Annotated in this window: 17 protein-coding genes; 8 read left to right on the forward strand and 9 right to left on the reverse strand. The window is 61.7% G+C overall.

The genetic code is table 11. The features are described 5' to 3' along the window. Positions 1-2 precede the first annotated feature (2 nt). The 7 genes from VDP79_RS11510 to panB form a co-directional block, all read right to left on the reverse strand. A complete protein-coding gene (locus VDP79_RS11510; RefSeq protein WP_323018338.1) occupies positions 3-1,094 on the reverse strand; it encodes an ABC transporter ATP-binding protein in 1,092 nt (363 codons plus the stop codon). Positions 1,095-1,098: 4 nt separating this feature from the next. After that, positions 1,099-2,130, reverse strand: a complete 1,032-nt coding sequence (locus VDP79_RS11515) for an ABC transporter substrate-binding protein (RefSeq protein WP_323018339.1) — start codon at positions 2,128-2,130, stop codon at positions 1,099-1,101. A gap of 117 nt (positions 2,131-2,247) precedes the next feature. Next, complete coding sequence (locus VDP79_RS11520; RefSeq protein WP_323018340.1) at positions 2,248-3,264, reverse strand: magnesium and cobalt transport protein CorA; 1,017 nt, start codon at positions 3,262-3,264, stop codon at positions 2,248-2,250. 50 nt (positions 3,265-3,314) lie between these two features. Next, complete coding sequence (locus tag VDP79_RS11525; RefSeq protein ID WP_323018341.1) at positions 3,315-4,334, reverse strand: 5'-methylthioadenosine/S-adenosylhomocysteine nucleosidase; 1,020 nt, start codon at positions 4,332-4,334, stop codon at positions 3,315-3,317. A gap of 8 nt (positions 4,335-4,342) precedes the next feature. Then, a complete protein-coding gene (locus VDP79_RS11530) occupies positions 4,343-5,767 on the reverse strand; it encodes a DNA recombination protein RmuC (RefSeq protein WP_323018342.1) in 1,425 nt (474 codons plus the stop codon). A gap of 50 nt (positions 5,768-5,817) precedes the next feature. Further along, positions 5,818-6,789, reverse strand: coding sequence for a LysR family transcriptional regulator (locus VDP79_RS11535; protein WP_323018343.1), 972 nt, complete (start codon positions 6,787-6,789; stop codon positions 5,818-5,820). 68 nt (positions 6,790-6,857) lie between these two features. Next, a complete protein-coding gene (gene panB / locus VDP79_RS11540; RefSeq protein WP_323018344.1) occupies positions 6,858-7,685 on the reverse strand; it encodes a 3-methyl-2-oxobutanoate hydroxymethyltransferase in 828 nt (275 codons plus the stop codon). A gap of 80 nt (positions 7,686-7,765) precedes the next feature. Here panB and VDP79_RS11545 point away from each other — a divergent pair, with 80 nt between their 5' ends. Then, entirely contained in the window at positions 7,766-8,608 is an 843-nt protein-coding gene (locus VDP79_RS11545) for an aldo/keto reductase (protein ID WP_323018345.1), read from the forward strand. Positions 8,609-8,680: 72 nt separating this feature from the next. Here the strand turns inward: VDP79_RS11545 and acnA are convergent, their stop codons facing one another. Continuing rightward, a complete protein-coding gene (acnA, locus tag VDP79_RS11550) occupies positions 8,681-11,356 on the reverse strand; it encodes an aconitate hydratase AcnA (protein WP_323018346.1) in 2,676 nt (891 codons plus the stop codon). 283 nt (positions 11,357-11,639) lie between these two features. Between acnA and VDP79_RS11555 the strand changes: the two genes are divergently transcribed. Then, the gene (locus VDP79_RS11555; protein ID WP_323018347.1) at positions 11,640-12,266 is read left to right on the forward strand and encodes a hypothetical protein; all 627 of its coding nucleotides are present in this window, start codon (positions 11,640-11,642) and stop codon (positions 12,264-12,266) included. Here VDP79_RS11555 and VDP79_RS11560 read toward each other — a convergent pair whose 3' ends face one another. After that, entirely contained in the window at positions 12,267-13,706 is a 1,440-nt protein-coding gene (locus tag VDP79_RS11560; protein ID WP_323018348.1) for a sensor domain-containing diguanylate cyclase, read from the reverse strand. A gap of 356 nt (positions 13,707-14,062) precedes the next feature. On the opposite strand from VDP79_RS11560, the gene VDP79_RS11565 reads away from it, so the two are divergent. The 6 genes from VDP79_RS11565 to VDP79_RS11590 all read left to right on the forward strand — a co-directional run bounded on the left by VDP79_RS11565 (position 14,063) and on the right by VDP79_RS11590 (position 20,486). Further along, positions 14,063-14,656: a phosphatase PAP2 family protein gene (locus VDP79_RS11565; protein WP_323018349.1), complete on the forward strand. Its 594-nt coding sequence runs from the start codon at positions 14,063-14,065 to the stop codon at positions 14,654-14,656. Between the two features lie 100 nt (positions 14,657-14,756). After that, a complete protein-coding gene (locus tag VDP79_RS11570) occupies positions 14,757-15,296 on the forward strand; it encodes a cytochrome b (RefSeq protein ID WP_323018350.1) in 540 nt (179 codons plus the stop codon). A gap of 177 nt (positions 15,297-15,473) precedes the next feature. Continuing rightward, a complete protein-coding gene (locus VDP79_RS11575; protein ID WP_323018351.1) occupies positions 15,474-16,502 on the forward strand; it encodes a sugar ABC transporter substrate-binding protein in 1,029 nt (342 codons plus the stop codon). Positions 16,503-16,549: 47 nt separating this feature from the next. Further along, the gene (locus tag VDP79_RS11580) at positions 16,550-17,686 is read left to right on the forward strand and encodes an ABC transporter permease (protein WP_323018352.1); all 1,137 of its coding nucleotides are present in this window, start codon (positions 16,550-16,552) and stop codon (positions 17,684-17,686) included. A 10-nt stretch (positions 17,687-17,696) separates the two neighbouring features. Beyond that, complete coding sequence (locus VDP79_RS11585) at positions 17,697-18,482, forward strand: ATP-binding cassette domain-containing protein (RefSeq protein ID WP_323018353.1); 786 nt, start codon at positions 17,697-17,699, stop codon at positions 18,480-18,482. Between the two features lie 54 nt (positions 18,483-18,536). Beyond that, the gene (locus VDP79_RS11590; RefSeq protein WP_416233128.1) at positions 18,537-20,486 is read left to right on the forward strand and encodes a bifunctional 5-dehydro-2-deoxygluconokinase/5-dehydro-2-deoxyphosphogluconate aldolase; all 1,950 of its coding nucleotides are present in this window, start codon (positions 18,537-18,539) and stop codon (positions 20,484-20,486) included. The last annotated feature ends 15 nt before the right edge of the window (positions 20,487-20,501 follow it).

A 20,501-nucleotide genomic window follows, 5' to 3' on the forward strand; every position in this document is an offset into this window, starting at 1 on the left:
CCCTATTCCATGACCAACAGGCAATGCTCCGGCGCCAGCGCGAAACGGACCGTATCGCCCTGCGACACCCGGACGCTGGGATCTACCCTGGCCAGCAGCAACTGGTCGCCTACGCGGATCTCGGTTTCATAGACCTCGCCGACAAAATCCAGGCTTTCAAGACGGCCCTCGATGATGTTGGACGACGCCGCAACGGCGGCATCCAATCGGGACAGCAGCAGAAATTCCGGGCGGATGCACAGCGTCACTGCTGATCCGACAGGAAAATCGCGTTTCTGGCAGCGCAAGACACCCAGAGGCGACTGCACGACCGTGGCGTCCGGTTCCTGCGCCTGGACGGTGGAGGCCACCAGATTGGCGCGACCGATGAAGTCGGCCACAAACCGGTGATCAGCATTGAAGTAGATTTTTTGCGGGTCTCCGCGTTCGATGATGTGTCCGCCATTCAGGACGGCAATGGAATCGGACAAGGCCAGGGCTTCGACCCGGTCGTGGGTGACATAGACCGCTGTGATGCTCAATTCAGTCAGGAAGCGGCGCAGGATCTTGCGGGTTTCCTCGCGCAGCTTGGCATCCAGATTGCTCAAGGGTTCATCGAACAGGATGACCTTGGGCTCGGCCACCAGCGCACGCGCCAAGGCGACGCGCTGCTGCTGGCCGCCCGACAGCCGTGTGGCAGCCCGATTCTCGAGGCCCTCAAGCTGTACGAACTGCAGCGCCCGAAGCACTTTCTCTCGGACCACGGCACGCTTTTCACCACGCACCTGCAGGGGATACGCCACATTGTCGAAGACGTTCATGTGAGGCCAGATGGCATAGGTCTGAAACACCATGCCCAACCCGCGCTTTTCAGGAGGCACCGAAATGCGCTTGCGGCCGGACCACACGATCTGGTCCCCGATGCGGATTTCTCCGTCATCGGGAGTTTCCAATCCCACAATGCAGCGCAACAGCGTGGTCTTGCCACAGCCGCTGGGCCCCAAGAGGGTAAAGATCTGATTGGCCGGAATATGCAGGTCGATGCCATCCAGAGCGCGAACCGTCCGCCCCTCGGACTGGTAGGTCTTTACCAGTCCCTCGATATGAATATCCATGCGCTTACCGGGCGTTGAAGATCTTGCCGAATTCACGGCCCCATTTTTCGATTTCGCTGTCGGGCAGATCGCGGACCGGCAGGACCTTGACCTGATCGATGCCTTCGATGTCCGGGAACACCCCGGGAGCCAACACGTATTCGCCTACTTCCTTGGCCAGCAGACCCATGGCGTCCTTGGACAGCCAGTAGTCCATGAAGGCGCGCGCGGCAGCCGGGCGCGGCGCCTTGGTGGTGACGGCGATGGCACGGGGCGTACCCAGCAGCGGCTGGCCGCTGCGCGGCCCCCAGTCCAGTGGCGCGGGCTTCTTGGTCACGATGTATTTGGGCATGGAAATCGCGACCAGTTTTTCGCCGCTTTCGATAGGCGCCGGCGTGGGGCCAAAGGATGCCACGAACATCGGCTGATTGGCAGCCAGGCCTTTCAGGAAAGCCATCCAGTCGGACTCGGACTTGAAGACCAGCTCCTTCAGCCCGACCAGCCAGGAAATCGTGGACGAGTGGTTGGATGGATTGGCCATGACGATCTTGCCCTTCCATTTGGGGTCGGCCAGGTCTTCGTAGCGCTGGGGGGCGTCCGCCTTTTTCAGATGCTGCGTATTGAACAGATACGAGACATATTCAATGCCGAACAGCGTCATGCGGGGATCCTGCACCGCCCAGTCCGGATAACCCTGGGTGGAGGGCGACTGGTAGGCCGCCAGTACATCGTGCTCTTCCAGCAGACCGAGCATGGGACGCGGCGCCTGGACAACATCCGCCAGCAGCTTGCCGGCGTTGTATTCGGTGACGATGGTGGGAATGAATTTGGAGCTGGAGATGCGGGTGTACTGCCCCTGCAGGCCGGTGGCGGCATCAAAGGCCTTCATGACGCTGTCGACTGCCGTGATATTGGCATAGAACACCGCCTTGCCTTCCGCCTTGGCTTGCGCCGACACCGCTTGCGCCCAGGACAAGGCCGGCCAGGTCCCTGCCATGCCGGTCAGGCCTGCAGCGCCTGCCAGTTTCAGGAATTCGCGTCGATCGAATGCATTCATGAATGTCTCCCGTCGTTGTTCAGATTTCTTATACCTACACCGTGCAGTGTGACCGAAATACCCGGCTTACGCCACTCAACGCCGGGCGCGGCGGATCCACACACGCACCACCGGCGGCTACAGCCACTTGATCCGGCGGAATTTCCAGTACAACAGGCCGCACACCAGCCCAGTACCCGCCAGCATGGCTGGATAGCCATAGGCCATGCTGAGTTCCGGCATGTCATGGAAGTTCATGCCATAGATGCCCGCCACCGCCGTCGGCACCGCCAGAATGGCGGCCCAGGCAGCCAGTTTGCGGGTGATGTCGGTCTGCTGCATCTGATTGATCATCATGCTGGCCTCGAAGGCGAACACCAGGGCTTCACGCAACCCTGCAAAGCCTTCGACGACACGCTGGATGCGATCGGCCACCTCGCCGAAATACCCCTGGCTGTTCGGATCGATATTACGGGCGCCGACCCGCGCCAGGCGGCGGCAGATTTCCACCAATGGCGCAATCGCGGCCTGCACGCGCAGCAGATCCCGGCGCAGACGGTAGAGGTGGCGGATGTCCTTTTCCCGGAAACTACGCAACAGAAATTGATGTTCGATGCCTTCGACCTTGGCTTCCATGTGATCCAGGGCCTCGACATAGCGATCCGCCAGCCAGTCCAGCAAGGCCGATGCCACGTAGTCGCTGCCGCGCCCCAAGAATTCCGGGGACTCGGCCAGCAGGCTGCGCAGTTCCTGATGCGATCCGACTGCATGGCGGCGGATGGTCAACAGATAGCCGGGACCGATCAGAATCTGGGTATCCCCGAAGCCGGGCCGCTCGTTGGAAATTTCTGCGGTGATGGCCACGACCAGCGTCAGGCGGTCGTACTCAATGACCTTGGCCCGCCGATGGGGAGAGATGATTTCTTCGATGGCGCGTTCCGGCAAGCCCAGCCGTGCGCCGATGGATCTCATCAAAGGCTCGGCAGGGTCCTTCAGGCCGACCCAGAGCAGGCCCTCATCCGCAGCGGCAGCCCCCAGCGCATCCAGCCCGACATCCTGCGGCGCTCGATCCGGCGCATACAGGACAGAGGCCACAACCGACTGCCGAAAAGCGTCTTGCAGACCGGATTCATCCACCATAACCGCATCGCTCATGACGAGAGGCTCCTGAGAGGCGAGCCGCAATCCGTATCATCTCGCCGCCATCATTCCTGCGGCCAGGCGCGCAAAAACGCCAGCAGGACCTGTGCCGAATTGCCGGCGGCGATATGCAGAAAGGCATTCATTTCATTTTCACCCGGCCCGCCACCCGCCAGGTCACTCAAAGAACGGAAGGCGATGAAGGGAATCCGGCTGCGCCAAGCCACCTGGGCGCAGGCGGCGCTTTCCATGTCCAGCACCTTGGCCTGGAATGTACGGTGGGCGTAGCGGCGGAAATCGGCGTTGTCCATGAACGCCTGGCCCGATACGCCATTGCCGCCGACCACCAGCCGGGGGCGATCCGTCACGCAGCGGTCCTGAGTGTCGCAGGCCCGCAAAGGCACGGTCTGGATGCTGCGCGCCACCGCCAGCATCTGCGGGTCGGCCTCGAACCAGAATTTGCTCTGGATCTGCGTCGACCCCGTCTGGCGCACCCGCACGTCGCGCGGCTGCATCATGCCATAGGCGGAGAACTGGAATGCGCCCTTTGCCTGCGGCGCCTGATAGTGACCCGAACTGGTTTCCCGCATCATCACGACCTCCAGGTACTGCCCCCAGCGCTCGGGGACACTGACGTCACCGATGTGCAAGTCCGGATCGACGCCCCCTGCGATACCGCTGAACACCAAATGCGTCACATGGAAGCGATCAAACAGCAGCTGCGTATTCATGGCGGCATTGACCATGCTGATGCCGGAAAGCAGCAGCACCACTGGCCGGCCTTCCAGGTCGCCGATGGTGAAATCAACCCCATCCGCCGTGATCTGACGCGACTGGCGCAGTCGATCACGCAACAGCGCCAGTTCCGGCGCGAAAGCGGACATGATCGCCATACGGGGGGTGGCATCCAGCCGTCCGCTGAGCGGCGCAGCAATCGCGTCTGCCGCAACCGACGCCGCGACCGGCGCGGCCAGACCCGCCGCAGGCGCGGCCAGCCACAAGCCAGCCAGCAGCAAGGCCGCCAGACCGCCCCTGATCATCACCCCATACCGGGCTGCAGCAACCCGCTTTGTCCAGTCACGCATGATTTTCCTTATGAGTCGCCGGGCAGTTGCTCCGGGGCGGGGGAAGCCGTCTCTGTGTCGGGGATCACCGCTTGCAGGCGCTGGACCTCGATGTCCGCATGCATGGGCTCCAGGTCCGGCATCTGCTTGTTGGCCTTGGCCGACAGTTCTGCAAAGCGATTGACCTTGCCGTACAGACCCTGTTGGCCCGCGACGGCGGTGACCGCGCTGTTGTAATGCGTGCTGACGGTATTCAAGGCATTGCCCAGCTTCTGCAGGCGTTCGGCCACCGTGGCCACCTGGTTGTACAAGCCGCCGGCCATGTCGCTGAGCGCCCGGGTCTGTTCATTGCTGCGGGCGATCATCCACAGATTGGCCACCGTGCGCAGAATGGGCATCAGCGTGGTGTGCGACACCATGATGACGTTCTGGCGATAGCCGTAGTCGAACAGGTCGCGGTTGTGCTTCATGGCCTCGATGTAGGCGGGCTCGATGGGCATGAACATCAGCACGAAACTGGGGCTTTTCAGCCCGATCAGATTGCTGTAGTCCTTGCGCGCCAGATCGTCGATGTGATGGCGCACGGCCTGCACGTGCGCCGCCAGAGCTGTTTCGCGTTCAGCATCGGTCTGCGCCGCGATTGCACGGTCATAATCCACCAACGAGACCTTGCTGTCGATCACCATATGCTTGTCATCCGGCAGCTTGATGACGAAGTCCGGCTGCAGACGATTCCCGGATGCATCCCGAAAACTGGCTTGCGCCTGATAATGATCGCCCTGCACCAGGCCTGCCAGCTGCAGACTGCGTTCCAGCTGGATTTCCCCCCAATTCCCGGTGGTCTTCTTGTCGCCTTTCAGGGCTGTCGCCAGGGTATTGGCTTCGGCGCTCATTTTCAGGCCGATGTCCAACACACGACGGATTTCCGCCCCCAGCTGCGTCTGTCCGCGCAGGGACGCGTCGTGAACTTCATTGACACGCTTCTGAAAGCCGTCGATCTGTTCCCGAAAAGGCCGCAACAGACCATCGAGCGATGCCTGGCTGTTCTGCGCAAAAGCCTTGCCTTTTTCTTCCAGGACCTGATTGGCCAGATTCTGGAATTCCGTGCGCATGACGGTCTTGGACTGCTCGAACGCCTGCTTCAATTCCTGGATCAGCGCCAGTTTTTCCTGGTGCACGGTCTGCAAACGGGCCAGCTCCAGATCCCGTGCCTGAGTCGCGGTCCGGCTATCGTCCAGATTCTGCAAAGACTGCGCCAGATCGGCTTGCAGCCGCTCGATGTGCTGCGCCTGCGCTGACTGCTGCGCATCCAGGCGGATTCGCTCGGCGGTCTGCTGCGCCAGATCCGCCGCCAAGGCAGCCGCACGCCGACGTGCCAGCCACCACCCCGCCAGGCCGCCGAGCAACAAGGCCAGCGCCCATCCTGACAGGGCTTCGGGGGAAAACGAGGTCACGATACGATCCTGCAACGGTAAACCGACATCATCGCACACCCCCGACGGGCTCAGGCGATATGCAAGGAGCCGTCGGATGCCACCGCCTGATAGCGCAAACCATTGGGGTCCGTATCCACAAACTGCGGCACGACGGTCCGCACATGGCTATGCAGCCCACGGATCAGGCGCTGGGCGCCTTCGGGCAGATCATGCGCCAACTGAGACACCACACCGATCCGATAATGGATATCGGACAGCACGGGTCGCACAACGACCCCGCCCAGCATGCCGCCCTGGGTGGAGAACGGGTCGATCAAGCCCACGCCCATTCCCGCCCGGACCATGGCCAGCGCCGTCTGCTGACTGCCGACTTCGATGTGACGACGTTTACCGCCGGCGGTGGCTTGCACCAGACTGGTGGTCAGGTGATACCGCATGCGATAACGACTGAGCAGCGTGATAACGTCGGTGTCCCGGATATCGTCCAGCCTGACGACATCCTGCGCAGCCAGCGCATGCCCAGCGGGCAAGGCCAGCAGGCACGGCGCCTGGCCGCACCAATGGACCTGCAATCCGGCCGTATCGATGGGCAGATTGATCAGCGCAAAATCGGCGCGGCCTTCCAGGATTTCCTGTGGCGTGACCTCGTGGACCGCTTCCTCCAGGATGAGCGTCTGGCGGAACACCGGATTGAAACGATCGATCCTGGCCAAGGCATCGGGCAGCAACCCCCGCGCCAGATCCGACGTCGCCAAGATGCGCAAAGGGCGCACTTGGCCGTTGCGCATGCCCAGCACGCGGGATTCCAGCTGTTGCAGGTCGGCCAGAATGCCCCGGACCTCGCGATAGAATTCGGCGCCGGACTCGGTCAGGGTGATGATCGGACGGGTACGCTCGAACAGGACGAAACCCAGTTCGCCTTCAAGATCGCCGATCTGACGGCTGACAACAGGTTGGGAGCGCCCCAGCACGCGGCCAGCAGCCGTCACGCTGCCGCTGGAGACCACGGCATTGAGCGCCTCGAGTTGGCGGATTTCCATAAGGATACGGGATAGGGGCCGCTGCGCACCGCGCACCGCCCCCGAATGAAACCATTAGTGTCATCATGTTAATTCGAGCGGCGCACACCAAAGCAGTGATCAAGCGTTGGAAAGGTTTCCTCTCGGACCGATTGAGCATAATCCCGCGCGGCGTCCCGGATGACCTGGCCGGCGTCTGCAAAACGGCGGGCGAATTTGGGAATCCGGTCGCCGCTAAGCCCCAGGATATCCTCCGTCACCAGAATCTGGCCGTCGCAAGCAGGCGAGGCCCCGATACCGATGGTGGGGATATCCAGGCCGGCGGTGATTTCGCGCGCCAAGGGTTCGCTGATGCCCTCCAGCACGACACCGAAAGCCCCAGCCTGTGCGTGGGCGCGGGCATCCTCCAGAATCCGGCGGGCGGCCTGATCCGTCATGCCCTGCGCCTTGAACCCCCCCATGGTGTTGACATACTGCGGCATCAAACCCACGTGCGCCAACACCGGGATGCCCCGATCCACCAGAAACCGGGTGGTCTCAGCCAGCACCTGGCCGCCTTCCATCTTGACGCCCGACACCCCGCTGGACGACAGCATGGATGCTGCATTGGCGAAGGCCTGGGCGGGCGACTGCTGATAACTGCCAAAGGGCATATCCACGATCACGCAAGCCTGCTGCGTGGCCCGTACGACAGCGGCAGCATGCGCCGCCATCGTCTGCGTCGAAATCGACAAGGTATCGGGCAAGGCATAGCCCACCATGGCGGTCGAATCTCCGACCAGAATCATATCGACGGACTCATCCAGCAAGCGGGCGATCGGGGCAATATAGGCCGTCAGCGCGGCGATCTTGCGTGTCCCTTTGTAAGACATCAGTTGGGGCACCGTGACGCGTTGCGCCTGGCTATGTACACTCATTGGTCTACTCTCAAAAAAAGAATCATTGTCGGCCATGGCGGCGCTTTCAAGTCAGTGGCCGGCTTATCACGGAGACCACCATGTCATCCAACCAACCATACCTGACATTTCACGACGGACGCCGCGTGCCCCAGCTGGGCCTGGGCACCTGGAAAGTGACAGGCGAGGACACCGCACCCGCCATCCAGGCCGCTGTCGAAGCCGGCTACCGGGCCATCGACACCGCCTACATCTACTATAACGAGGCGGAAGTCGGGCAGGGAATATCCCGCTGCGGCGTGCCGCGCGAAGACCTGTTCGTGACGACCAAGCTCTGGAACAACCGGCACGACCGGGACAGCGCCAAAGCCGCCTTGCAGGAAAGCCTGGACCGTCTGCAGCTGGACTACGCGGACCTGTACCTGATCCACTGGCCGGTCCCCAAGGAAAGCCGCTATCTGGAGGCCTGGGAAGCCCTGATCCAATTGCATGACGAAGGCCGGGCAAAATCGATCGGCGTCTGCAATTTTCAGCTGAATCACCTGCAAAAGCTGCTGGACAAGACCGGCGTGCTGCCGGTCGTCAACCAGATCGAGTTGCATCCCTATTTTCAGCAGACCGAGCTGCAGGCCTACCACACCGACCACGGCATCCTGACGGAAGCCTGGAGCCCATTGGGGCAAGGGCAGGCGCTGCAGGACCCGGTGATCCAGGAACTGGCCCACCAGCTGCAGGCTACCCCGGCCCAGATCATCCTGCGCTGGCACATCCAGATGGGTCGTCTGGTGATCCCGAAGTCCGCCCATGCGGACCGCATCCGGGAAAACTTCAACCTATGGAATCTGTACTTGGATGATGCCGCCATGGCCCGCATCGCCACATTGGATCGCCCCGATGGCCGTATCGGCCCCGACCCGGAACTCTTTCATTTGATGAAAGGATAATTCGGACTCATGACAGCCCCTGCGGGCTGTCATGTGCCGGAAGCATCCAAGCGGCCTGCCGGCCGCTTTTTCTTAGTTCAGCAGCTGCCGGATCGCATACTGCAGGATCCCGCCATGCCGGTAATACGCGGCCTCGCTGGGCGTATCGATGCGCACCAGCGCGTCGAATTCCACATCGCCTGCCTTGACATGCACGGTTTTAGGCGTTTTGCCGTCATTGAAGGCCTCGATCCCGGTGATCTCGAAGGTTTCCTTGCCGCGCAGACCCAGAGAATCAGCATTCTGTCCTTCCGGGAACTGCAGCGGCAACACGCCCATGCCGATCAGGTTCGAGCGGTGGATCCGTTCGTAGGATTCGGCGATGACGGCCCGCACGCCTAACAGCACGGTGCCTTTGGCCGCCCAGTCGCGTGACGAGCCCGACCCGTATTCCTTGCCGGCCAGGATCACCAGCGCAATACCGGCTTTCTGGTAGTTCTGCGACGCATCGAAGATCGTCGCCACAGGTGCGCCGTCCTGCGTGAAGTCGCGCGTCCAGCCGCCTTCGGTATCCGGAGCGATCTGGTTGCGCAGGCGCACATTGGCAAACGTGCCGCGAATCATGACCTCGTGGTTGCCGCGCCGCGACCCATAGGAATTGAAGTCCTTGGGCTGCACGCCCTGCGACTGCAGATAGCGGGCCGCCGGTGAATCCTTGGCGATCGAACCGGCAGGGCTGATGTGGTCAGTCGTGACCGAATCGCCCAACTTGGCCAGCACCCGGGCGCCATGGATGTCGTGCACGGGATCGGGGGCGCGGCGCATGCCCTCGAAGTATGGCGGGTTGCGCACATAGGTGGACGCATCATCCCAGTGATACAGATTGCCTTCCGGGGTCGGCAGGCTGCGCCAGGCCTCATTGCCGGCGAACACGTCGGAATAGCCGCGCTTGTACATATCGGCCGTGATGGAAGACTGGATGACGTCCTGGATTTCCTGGCTGCTGGGCCAGATGTCGCGCAGATAGACATCCTTGCCCTGCTGATCCTGGCCCAACGGGGTCTTGTACAAGTCAAAATCCATGGACCCGGCCAGCGCATAGGCCACCACCAGCGGCGGGGACATGAGGTAGTTCATCTTGACTTCGGAGTGGATGCGCCCCTCGAAGTTGCGGTTGCCCGACAGCACGGACGTCACCGCCAGATCATGACTGCGAACGGCATCGGAGACCTCCGGGATCAGCGGGCCGGAGTTCCCGATACAGGTCGTGCAGCCATAGCCCACCAGATTGAAGCCCAGGGCCTCAAGGTATTTCATCAGGTCGGCTTTTTCGTAGTAGTCGGTGACGACACGAGATCCCGGCGCCAGGGAGGTCTTGACCCAGGGCTTGCGGCTCAGGCCGCGCTCTACCGCTTTTTTCGCTAATAGACCGGCAGCCACCATGACCACGGGATTGGAGGTATTGGTGCAAGACGTGATGGCGGCGATCGCCACCGCCCCATGATCGATCTTGAAGCTGGCCCCGTCGCTCAGGCTGACCTGCGCCGGATTGGACGCGGTCGACCCCGGCAAAGCAGCCAGGGACTTCTTGAAGGACGGCTGCGATTCGGACAACAGGATACGGTCCTGAGGCCGTTTAGGCCCGGCGATGGATGGCACGACCGTGCTCAGATCCAGTTCCAGCCGTTCCGAATAGGCGGGTTCATGCTGCGGATCATGCCACAGCCCCTGCGCCTTGGCATAGGCTTCTACCAGCGCAACCTGTTCGTCGGAGCGCCCCGTGAAACGCATGTAATTCAGGGTTTCGTCGTCGATCGGGAAAATCGAAATCGTGGAGCCGTATTCCGGGCTCATGTTGCCGATGGTGGCGCGATTGGCCAGCGGCACGGCGGCTACCCCCTGACCATAGAATTCAACGAATTTACCCACCACGCCATGCTTGCGCAGCATGTCGGTGATCGTCAGCACCAGGTCGGTGGCGGTCGTGCCTTCCGGCAGCGCGCCGGACAGCTTGAATCCCACGACGCGCGGAATCAGCATGGAAATCGGCTGGCCCAGCATGGCGGCTTCGGCTTCGATGCCGCCCACGCCCCAGGCCACCACGCCCAGGCCATTGACCATGGGGGTATGCGAATCGGTGCCGACACAGGTATCGGGATAGGCCTCGGTGGCGCCATCGACCTGGCGGGTGAACACGCCCCGGGCCAGGTGTTCCAGATTGACCTGGTGAACGATGCCGGTGCTGGGCGGCACCACCCGGAAACCGTCGAATGCCGTCTGGCCCCAACGCAGGAACTTATAGCGTTCGACGTTACGCTGATATTCGATTTCGACGTTGCGACGATAGGAATCGTTATGGCCAAAATCATCCACGATGACGGAGTGATCGATGACCAGCTCGACCGGGGCCAGCGGATTGATGCGGCTGGGTTCGCCCCCCAGCGTCTGCATGGCCTGGCGCATGGCGGCCAGATCCACCACCGCTGGCACACCGGTAAAGTCCTGCAGGATGACCCGCGCCGGTGTGAAGGAAATTTCGCGGTTGGGCTGGGCATCCGGATCCCAGGACGCCAGCGCGCGGATATCGTCGGCCGTCACGTCGCCGCCGTCTTCAGTGCGCAGCAGGTTTTCCAGCAGGATCTTCAGGCCATACGGCAGGCGGGAGGGATCCAGACCATGATCCTTCAAGGCCCCCAGTCGATAGATGTGGTAGGACTTGCCCCCCACATCCAGGGTTGCCCGTGCGCCAAAACTATCGGGATGAGCCATTGCAAGTCCTCCTGGAATTCGTCATGTCTAAACGGGCCAATTCCCTGAAGCCAGGCTGGCCTTATCCAAGTCATCTTACACTCAATCCCCTCCGGGTCTCCATCCCCGCCCTGCTGGCCAAGGGGGATTTGGCTGCGCCGTTCGCCCTTCCTGCAAGCCTCCGGATCTTGATACTTATCAAGACCCATCAGCAGAAACGACCAGACACCCGGCAGGGTCAAAGCCACATCAGGCGAAATCAGCCCCTACACTGAATCATCCCTGAATTCCCGGAGTCCATACCATGGCGTTTCCTGCCTTTTTCGCCCAGGCCCCCCGCATCACACTGCACGACCCCCTGGCCCAGCTGCTGGGCGCTTCGGACAACGGGCAGATTGAATACGGCTACGAAGACGCCGTGCGCCTGGCCGGGCATTCCTGCCCGACAGTGGCCGGGGCCTGGCTGATGACGATCAAAGCGCTACGGGTTCTGTACCCGGACACACTACCGGAACGCGGCAGCATCCAGGTGAAATTTGCCGATCACGCCACCAATGGCGTCACGGGCGTCATCGCCAACGTGGTCAGCCTGGTGACGGGTTCCACGACCGACACGGGATTCAAGGGTTTGGCTGGTCAACACGACCGCCGCCATTTGCTGGAGTTCGGCCAAAACCTGCCAGGTGAAATCAGCTTTACGCGGCGTGACACTGGCGCCAGCGTGACGGTGTCCTATAGCGCCCAGGGGGTGCCGCCGTCGCCTGCGGCCATGCCATTGCTGCAAAAAATACTATCGGGCCAAGCCGATGCAGGCCAACAGCAGGAATTCGGCCAGATATGGCAAGACCGCGTGCGCCGCATCCTGGAAGCCGCCGATCAACCCGGCATCATCACCATCCAAGAACATCAGGCGGCGCCCCAGGCCAGCTGATCAGGTCAACCGCCGCCGCTCCTCCTGCCCGTGCTCTTGGTAATACAGCATTTTATCGACGTACATGGCCTGGTCGGCGGCATTCATGGCCTGTTCCAGTTCGGCAGGATTCCGGCACACCGCCAAGCCGGCCGACACACTAAGCGGCACGCCGCTGTAATACTGATTGTTCAGATCGATCAATGAACGGATATTGTCCAGCACCACCTGCGCGGCGGCTTCGTCCTTGCTGGGCAAAAGCACCATGAACTCATCCCCGCCGATCCGGGCCGCCTGAGCCGGCCGGTCCACTGCCTTGTTCAGGACTTCACCGAAGCGACGCAACAGATCATCGCCTGCAGCATGGCCTGCCTGATCATTGGTACGCTTCAGGTTATTCAGATCCAGCGCGATAAACGCCACCAATGGTGCGCGCTTGCGAGCCAGCCGGCCCAGCTCGTCGACAAAGAACGAGCGGTTCTTCAGCTGGGTCAACACATCATGCTGGCCCAGGTACTCCAGGTAGGCTTCGGCCTTTTTACGCGCCGTGATGTCGGTCAACGACACCAGCACCTGGGACCAATCGTGCTCGCAACCCTGGAAGACGGACAACTGCAGGTGGATGTACAGCACGTCGCCCTGCAAGGTGCGATTTTGGACTTCTGCCTGGTGGAACAGCCGGCCTTCCCACAGGGCGATCAATTGCTCGGCAAACGACACCCGGGTTTCCTCGTGCAGCACATCGCTCAGCCGCGCCAGCAGATCGGCCCGAGAGGCCGCCTTGAACATCGCCAGAGTGTAGTCGTTGACATCCAACACCCGGATTTCCTGCAGGCAGCGGCCCACAAATTCCTGGTGCACATCCAGAAAGGTGCGGAAATCGCTGACTCCTCTGGCCCGCAGCTCGTCAAACAGTTTCTTGATCGCGCTGAAATCCTCGACCCACAGGGACACCGGCGCCTGCTCGAAAAACTCGCGGGCATCCCGCGCACTGTTCTGTGCCTGACGCTTCAGGTCCTGCAGTTCGGTCACGTCTTCCATCGTGACCAGCACTCGATCCCAGGGCCGCTGCGCATCCGGCAATAAAACACCTTTCAGGGACAGATCCAGTCGCCTGCCTGACAAGGTGTAATTGACGGTCAAACCATGAAACTCCGTCCGCCCCTGCCACATCTGATCCAGTTCTTCCAGGAAGCCGTCCAGCATGTCGTCGCGCAAGACCTGATCCAGATGCGCCAGCAGGGCTTCCTGGGAGTCGGCCTCATATAAGCGCAATGTCTGCCGATTGACCCGCAAGATGCGCATCAGACCAGCGCAATCCGCCAGGCGGCTGCGATCCTGCTGCAACCAAAGCCGCAAGTCCTGGATGCCATCGGCGCGCAATTGCTGGAACCGCTCATACAAGGCGCTGTAGTCTTCCAGCCAGCCAGCCATGGGCGAAGCATCGAACAGGCCAGGCATATCGGCGCCTGCGTCCAAAGCCCGCTGATCATCTGGTAGCGCCCGGGTACTCATACTGTTGATCTCACCAAAAACAATGATATTGCCACTGATCGCGTCGTGATACGCAAAACAGATTCCTGCCCTAAAGAGATTAGCAGAAATCCCTATGGACGCCGACCGGCATACGAACATGAAGACAGGCAATATGCTGGCCCGCCCCCCGGTCTTTGCAGCAGGCACAGGCGCGCGCGGCCGGTGATGTCACCGCGCACGATTCCTTACACATATCCGCCGGAAACCCAAGGGTCCGAGCTGCTGCGCCATCCGCGCCGATGCTATGCTGCTCTACCTGATTTCCAGCCGTGTGTGCGCTTATGGAACACCTGAACAACACCCTGTTTTTATGGATCAATGCTACCGATCCTTCCGCCCTCGGCCTGATGCTGGGCCGTCTGCTGGCCAATAGCCTGGTCTATGTATTTCCCCTGTATATCGTCCTGAACTGGCTGCGCGCCGACGCGGCGGGCCGGGATGCCTTGGTGCAGGCGGCATTGACCGCCGCTGTCGCCATGCTCCTGTCCTGGCTCATCGCCAAAGCCTGGTTCCATCCCCGGCCCTTTGTGGTCGGCATCGGCCACCAATACATGCCGCATAAACCGACGGCATCCTTTCCCAGCAATCACCTGAGCTTCATCTGGGCGCTGTGCGCCGGCCTCTGGGTGCACGCGGTGCGGCGACGATCCGCCTGGATACTGGGCCTGCTGGGGCTGCCGGTCGCTTGGGCTCGTATTTATATGGGGGTGCACTGGCCGCTGGACATGGCCGGGGCGCTGCTGAATGCGATCCTGGCCGCCCTGCTGTGCCTGCCCTTGCGCCATCGCGTGGTCCCCTGCCTGCGAGCTCTGGTCGAACGCCCCTACCGGCTGATCTGCGCCTGGCCGATCCGCCAGGGCTGGTTCCGCGCATAGCCACTGCCTGGTCTCACGAGACGGCGCCATTCATCTGCGGTTCATGCGCCGCAGGCGATGATGGCGCCGTCTTTATTTCACCGTCGTTTCCAGGAAGTCCATGTCTACACCCAGCCGCTATTCCCGCCTGTCCATCCATCTGCACTGGCTGACGCTGCTGCTCATCATCGTGGTCTACGCCATGGCTGAATTGAAAGGCTTTTTCCCCAAGGAAAGCGCGACGGCCGCGACCATGAGGATGCTGCACTCATCCTGCGGCCTGACCATCCTGGCCCTGACCCTGGTGCGCCTGGGATCGCGGCTGTTCCAGCGTGCGCCCGCCATCACGCCGCAGCCCGCCGTCTGGGAAAACCTGGCTGCCCGCCTGATGCACATCGCCCTGTACGCCATGCTGATCACCCTGCCGCTGCTGGCCTGGTTCGGCATCAACTCATTTGGCGGCAGTCCGAAGATCTGGGGCATCGCCCTGCCCGCCTTGACGGGCGTGGACAAGGCGCTGGGCAGCACCATTTTCGACGCCCACAAGCTGATCGCCAATATCGGCTATGGCCTGATCGCCCTGCACGCCCTGGCCGCGCTGAAGCACCACTACATCCGCCGCGACGACACACTGCAGCGCATGTTGCCCGCGCGGGGGTGAGAATCAGGGCAGTGCTCGAATCGAGTACTTTTAGAAAATAATTTCTAATGGTTTTCACCTAAGGAAGTTTTTTTCTAATCCGAGGATGATGTCGATATGATCCGCTCGCCTGCGTGGCGGTCGGATCACCGCCACGCAGGGACAGGCGTGCGGCCCCCGACCATCCAAGGAGACAACATGAAGGCAACTCGATACAGCCGACTGCTCAAGGCGCTGACGCTCGTCACGCTGTTGGCAGCAGGATCGGCCCAAGCAGCCGAGCGCTATGTATTCATCAGCCACGCACCAGATTCGGATTCCTGGTGGAGCGTCGTACGCAACTCCCTCAAGGGCGCAGCGGAAGACTTCAAGGTCTCGGTCGACTACCGCAATCCGCCGACCGGCGATCTGGCCGATATGGCCCGCCTGATCGAACAGGCAGCGGCACAGAATTACGATGGCGTCGTCACCACCATTGCCGACTTCAACGTCCTGCAGGGCGCCATTCAGAAAATCACCGACAAGCACATCCCGCTGATCACCGCCAATTCAGGGACGGCTGAACAAAGCGACAAGCTCGGCGCCATCATGCATGTCGGCCAGGAAGAATACGCCGCCGGCTTCGGCGCTGGCGAACGGGCCAAGCAGGATGGCGTCAAAAGCTTCGTCTGCGTCAACCACTACGCCACCAACCCGGCGTCCTTCGAGCGTTGCCGCGGCTTTGGCGATGCCCTGGGTGTCGACTTCAAAACCAGCACGATCGATACAGGCATCGATCCTGCTCAGATCGAGGCCATGACCAGCGCCTACCTGCGCCGCAATCCCGGCACCCAGGCGATCTTCACGCTGGGGCCCGTCTCGGCCCAGGGCGCGCTGCAAGCGGTCAAGAAAATGGACCTCAAGGGCAAGATCTACTTCGCCACGATGGACCTGTCCAACGAAATCTCGCGCGGCATCAAGGACGGCACCATCGCCTTCGCCGTCGATCAGCAGCCCTACCTGCAAGGCTATATCCCCATCGCCATCATGGCGATCATGAAACAGTCCGGCAATACCGATCTGGCGGCTGCCACGGCGGCATTCAAGGCTAATCCCGTGGTCAAGAAACGCCTGGAAGGCTACGGACTGAATCCGATTTACGGTCCCCGCAACATCAGCTCCGGTCCCGGATTCGTCACACGCGACAACATCCAGAAGGTCGAACGCTATTCCGGCCAATACCGCTGAGATCCGCCTGGCGACAGCCGCCTCAACGCAATTGAACGAGCATACGCATGACTGACTTCTCTCCTAGCGTGGCCCGCCCGGCCGATGAGCGCATCCGCACCACGAGCTTCCTGCAAAGACTGCTGGCCCGCCCGGAATTCGGCGCGCTATCAGGGGCGGTTCTCATCACATTGATGTTCATCACCGTGGCGGGCGATGCTGGCATGTTCAGCATGGAAGGCATCATCAACTGGGCGACGGTAGCGGGCTATCTGGGCATCATTGCCGTCGCTGCCGCTCTGCTGATGATTGCCGGTGAATTCGATCTGTCCATCGGATCGATGATCGGCTTTGCGGGCATGATGGTGGCCATCCCCATCCTGTATTGGGGCTGGCCGCCCATGGCCGCCGTGCCGTTTGCCTTTCTGGTCGCCATGACGCTTGGCTGGCTGAACGGCTGGCTGGTCATGAAAACCGGCCTGCCCTCGTTCATTGTCACACTGGCGTTCTACTTTATTCTGCGCGGCCTGAGCCTGGCCATCAGTGTGTTGCTGACAGGCCGAACCATCCTGTCCAGCCAGGGCGACATCATTTTGCGTGACGCCATGGCCGCCGATCCCGTCATCGGCACACTGTTCCTGGGCCACGTCTTCACGGGACTATTCAACCATCTGGCCCAGATCGGCTGGCTGGACGCCCGCAGCGATGGCACTGCGCTGGCCATTGGAATACCCAAGGTCATCGTCTGGTGGATCGTCCTGACACTGGCGGGCGCCTTCACCCTGGCTCGCACCCGGCTGGGCAACTGGATCATGGCCTGCGGCGGCGACCCGAACGCTGCCAAAAACGTCGGCATCCCGGTCACCCGCGTGAAGATCGCCTTATTCGTATTCGTCGCTTTTGCAGCGACCCTGTTCGCAACGATCCAGGTGGCCGACGCAGGATCGGCGGCCGCCGATCGTGGTTTGCAGAAAGAATTCGAAGCCATCATCGCCGCTGTCATCGGCGGCTGCCTGCTGACAGGCGGTTATGGCTCGGTGATCGGGGCGGCCTTTGGTGCACTGATCTTTGGCATGGTACAGATCGGCATCGGCTACACCAGCATCGACAATAACTGGTACCGCGTGTTTCTGGGCCTGATGCTGTTGATGGCAGTGATTTTCAACAACTATGTCCGACGGCGCTTTGCGCAGTCCGCCCGCTAGGGACCGCACCATGAGCGACTATATCCTTCAGCTGGAATCCATCAGCAAATTCTTCGGCCCCGTCATCGCCTTGCAGGACGTCACGCTACGCCTGCGTCCAGGCGAGGTCCACTGCCTGCTGGGTGACAACGGGGCGGGCAAAAGCACACTGATCAAGGTGCTGGCAGGCGTACACAGCCCCGATGCCGGCCAATATCATATCGATGGCAAGCCCGTTACCTTCGGGTCCCCCCGCGCAGCGCTGGACATGGGCATCGCCACCGTCTACCAAGACCTGGCATTGGTGCCGCTGATGAGCGTTGCACGCAACTTTTTCATGGGCCGCGAACCCCAGCGCCGCCTGTTCGGCTTTCTGCCTGTCATGGACCACGCCCTGGCAGCCCGCACCGCCTGCGAAAAACTGGCGGAAATGGGCATCATGGTGCGTGACCCGAACCAGATGATCGGCAGCATGTCGGGCGGCGAGAAGCAATGCCTGGCCATCGCGCGCGCCATCCATTTCGGGGCGCGTGTCCTGATCCTGGACGAGCCCACCGCAGCCCTGGGAGTCAAGCAAAGCGTCAATGTCCTGAAGCTCATCGTGCGGGCGCGCGAACGCGGCATTGCCGTCATTTTCATCACACATAACGTCAACCATGCCTATCCCATCGCTGATAGCTTCACGCTGCTGAACCGCAGCCGCACCCTGGGCACTTACGCCAAGGCGGACATTTCCAAAGAGGCCGTGCTCGACATGATGGCCGGAGGCACTGAAATGCAGGCCATGATGAACGACCTAACCGGCGTCACGCTATGAGCCCGCAACCAAGAGGCGCCCTTTCATTTCGTTTTGACAGGCAAGGTGACCATGATGAAAATTCCTGAAGACCGCCCCTATGATCTGGCTTGCCTGGGCCGCCTCGCGGTAGACCTCTACGCGCAGCAATTCGGGGCGCGTCTGGAAGACGTCAGCAGTTTCGCCAAATACCTGGGCGGCAGCTCCGCCAACATCGCCTTTGGCGCCGCCCGACTAGGGCTGCGCACCGCCATGATCTCCAGAGTGGGGGACGAGCAAATGGGCCGTTTCCTTCTCGAAACGCTCCGCCGGGAAGGCTGTGACACTTCGCAAGTGCAAATCGACCCCCAGCGGCTCACGGCGCTGGTCCTGTTGGGCCTGAAAGACGGCAATACCTTCCCGCTGATTTTCTACCGCGAGAACTGCGCCGACATGGCCATCGACCCCACGGAGATCGATGAACAGTTCATCGCTCAGTGCCGGGCGCTGCTCATCACCGGCACCCATCTCAGCACCCCTGCCGTGAGAGCGGCATCGACCACGGCCCTGGACTACGCCCAGGCGCACGGCACGCTACGCATTCTGGACATCGACTACCGCCCCGTCCTGTGGGGACTGACACAACGAGGCGACGGCGAGACCCGTTTTGTGGCCGATGCCGGTGTTACCTCGCGCCTACAGACCATGCTGCCGCGTTTTGACCTGCTGATCGGGACCGAAGAAGAGTTCTGTATCGCTGGCGGCGTGGCGGGTGATCTGCTGGCATCGCTACGGGCTGTCCGTACCGTCACGCAGGCCGGGATGGTCGTCAAGCTTGGCCCCCAAGGCTGCTGCTACATCTGCGGAGAGGTCCCGACACGCCTGGAAGATGCCATCACGATGCCAGGTGAGGCCGTGGAAGTGCTGAACGTGCTCGGGGCAGGAGACGCATTCGCAGCAGGCCTGCTATCCGGCCTGCTGCGCCACCAGGATTTCCCACACGCGGCGCGAATTGCCAATGCGTGCGGAGCGATTGTGGTCTCCCGCCATGCCTGCGCGCCTGCCATGCCGACGCAAGCCGAACTAAGCCACTGGTTCTCGGGCAAAAAACAAGCACATCCAGACACCGACGCGGAACTCGCCCATCTGCATCGCGTCAGCGTCCAACGCCCACGATGGGACGAACTCTGTGTCCTCGCTTTCGATCACAGAGCGCAATTTTTCGACCTGGCCCGACAGACGGGCGCCGACCCTGCTCGCCTGCCGTTTCTGAAACAGCTGCTGGTCCGCGCTGCTGCACAAGTCGAAGCCAGCCACCAACTGCACGGCCGCATGGGCGTATTGATCGATGAACGATACGGCCGAGATGCATTAGCCCAGGCTACAGGCCGCGGCTGGTGGGTTGGCCGCCCGGTCGAACACCCACTATCACGCCCCCTGATGTTTGACGGCACAGCATCCTTGGGATCGCAACTGGTACGCTGGCCACTCGAGCAAACCGTCAAATGCCTGATCTATACGCACCCGGACGACCCGTCCGACCTGCGGCTGGCTCAAGAATCCCGGTTGCGCGAGCTCTGGGAAGCCACGCGGATCAGCGGCCATGAGTTGCTGTTGGAACTGATCACTCCGCCTTCTCTGCTAGCCGGTCCCGATACGACAGAGGCCCGTGATGCCGCCATTCTGCGCACGATCAAACGCTACTACAACCTGGGCTTCAAGCCCGAATGGTGGAAGCTCGCCCCCATGGCGCCAACCGCCTGGCAATCCCTGGCGGACCTGATCGCCCAGCGCGACCCCTACTGCCGGGGCGCAGTCATCCTCGGGTTGAACCAGCCGCTGGAAGACCTGGCGGCAAGCTTCAGCCAGGCCGGCAATCCCATCGTCAAGGGCTTCATGGTAGGCCGCACATTATGGGCCGCACCGGCGGCACAATGGCTATCCGGCAAGATCGACGACGATACGCTGGTCCACCATGTCGCAAACAATTTCGCCACGCTGACCGATGCTTGGCGCCAGCGTCACGCGACGGCAACCGCTGAATGACCTGCGCCGCAACTG

The organism is Castellaniella sp. (assembly GCF_034675905.1).
GTDB lineage: Bacteria > Pseudomonadota > Gammaproteobacteria > Burkholderiales > Burkholderiaceae_B > Castellaniella.

What these genes read in the sequence shown, in the direction of transcription:
- VDP79_RS11535 (WP_323018343.1), bottom strand. Translation starts at nt 6,789, where the DNA reads ATGGAAATCCGCCAACTCGAGGCGCTCAATGCCGTGGTCTCCAGCGGC.
- VDP79_RS11545 (WP_323018345.1), top strand. Translation starts at nt 7,766, where the DNA reads ATGTCATCCAACCAACCATACCTGACATTTCACGACGGACGCCGCGTG.
- VDP79_RS11570 (WP_323018350.1), top strand. Translation starts at nt 14,757, where the DNA reads ATGTCTACACCCAGCCGCTATTCCCGCCTGTCCATCCATCTGCACTGG.
- panB (WP_323018344.1), bottom strand. Translation starts at nt 7,685, where the DNA reads ATGAGTGTACATAGCCAGGCGCAACGCGTCACGGTGCCCCAACTGATG.
- VDP79_RS11525 (WP_323018341.1), bottom strand. Translation starts at nt 4,334, where the DNA reads ATGCGTGACTGGACAAAGCGGGTTGCTGCAGCCCGGTATGGGGTGATG.
- VDP79_RS11520 (WP_323018340.1), bottom strand. Translation starts at nt 3,264, where the DNA reads ATGAGCGATGCGGTTATGGTGGATGAATCCGGTCTGCAAGACGCTTTT.
- VDP79_RS11560 (WP_323018348.1), bottom strand. Translation starts at nt 13,706, where the DNA reads ATGCCTGGCCTGTTCGATGCTTCGCCCATGGCTGGCTGGCTGGAAGAC.
- VDP79_RS11590 (WP_416233128.1), top strand. Translation starts at nt 18,537, where the DNA reads ATGAAAATTCCTGAAGACCGCCCCTATGATCTGGCTTGCCTGGGCCGC.
- VDP79_RS11510 (WP_323018338.1), bottom strand. Translation starts at nt 1,094, where the DNA reads ATGGATATTCATATCGAGGGACTGGTAAAGACCTACCAGTCCGAGGGG.
- acnA (WP_323018346.1), bottom strand. Translation starts at nt 11,356, where the DNA reads ATGGCTCATCCCGATAGTTTTGGCGCACGGGCAACCCTGGATGTGGGG.
- VDP79_RS11555 (WP_323018347.1), top strand. Translation starts at nt 11,640, where the DNA reads ATGGCGTTTCCTGCCTTTTTCGCCCAGGCCCCCCGCATCACACTGCAC.
- VDP79_RS11580 (WP_323018352.1), top strand. Translation starts at nt 16,550, where the DNA reads ATGACTGACTTCTCTCCTAGCGTGGCCCGCCCGGCCGATGAGCGCATC.
- VDP79_RS11575 (WP_323018351.1), top strand. Translation starts at nt 15,474, where the DNA reads ATGAAGGCAACTCGATACAGCCGACTGCTCAAGGCGCTGACGCTCGTC.
- VDP79_RS11565 (WP_323018349.1), top strand. Translation starts at nt 14,063, where the DNA reads ATGGAACACCTGAACAACACCCTGTTTTTATGGATCAATGCTACCGAT.
- VDP79_RS11585 (WP_323018353.1), top strand. Translation starts at nt 17,697, where the DNA reads ATGAGCGACTATATCCTTCAGCTGGAATCCATCAGCAAATTCTTCGGC.
- VDP79_RS11515 (WP_323018339.1), bottom strand. Translation starts at nt 2,130, where the DNA reads ATGAATGCATTCGATCGACGCGAATTCCTGAAACTGGCAGGCGCTGCA.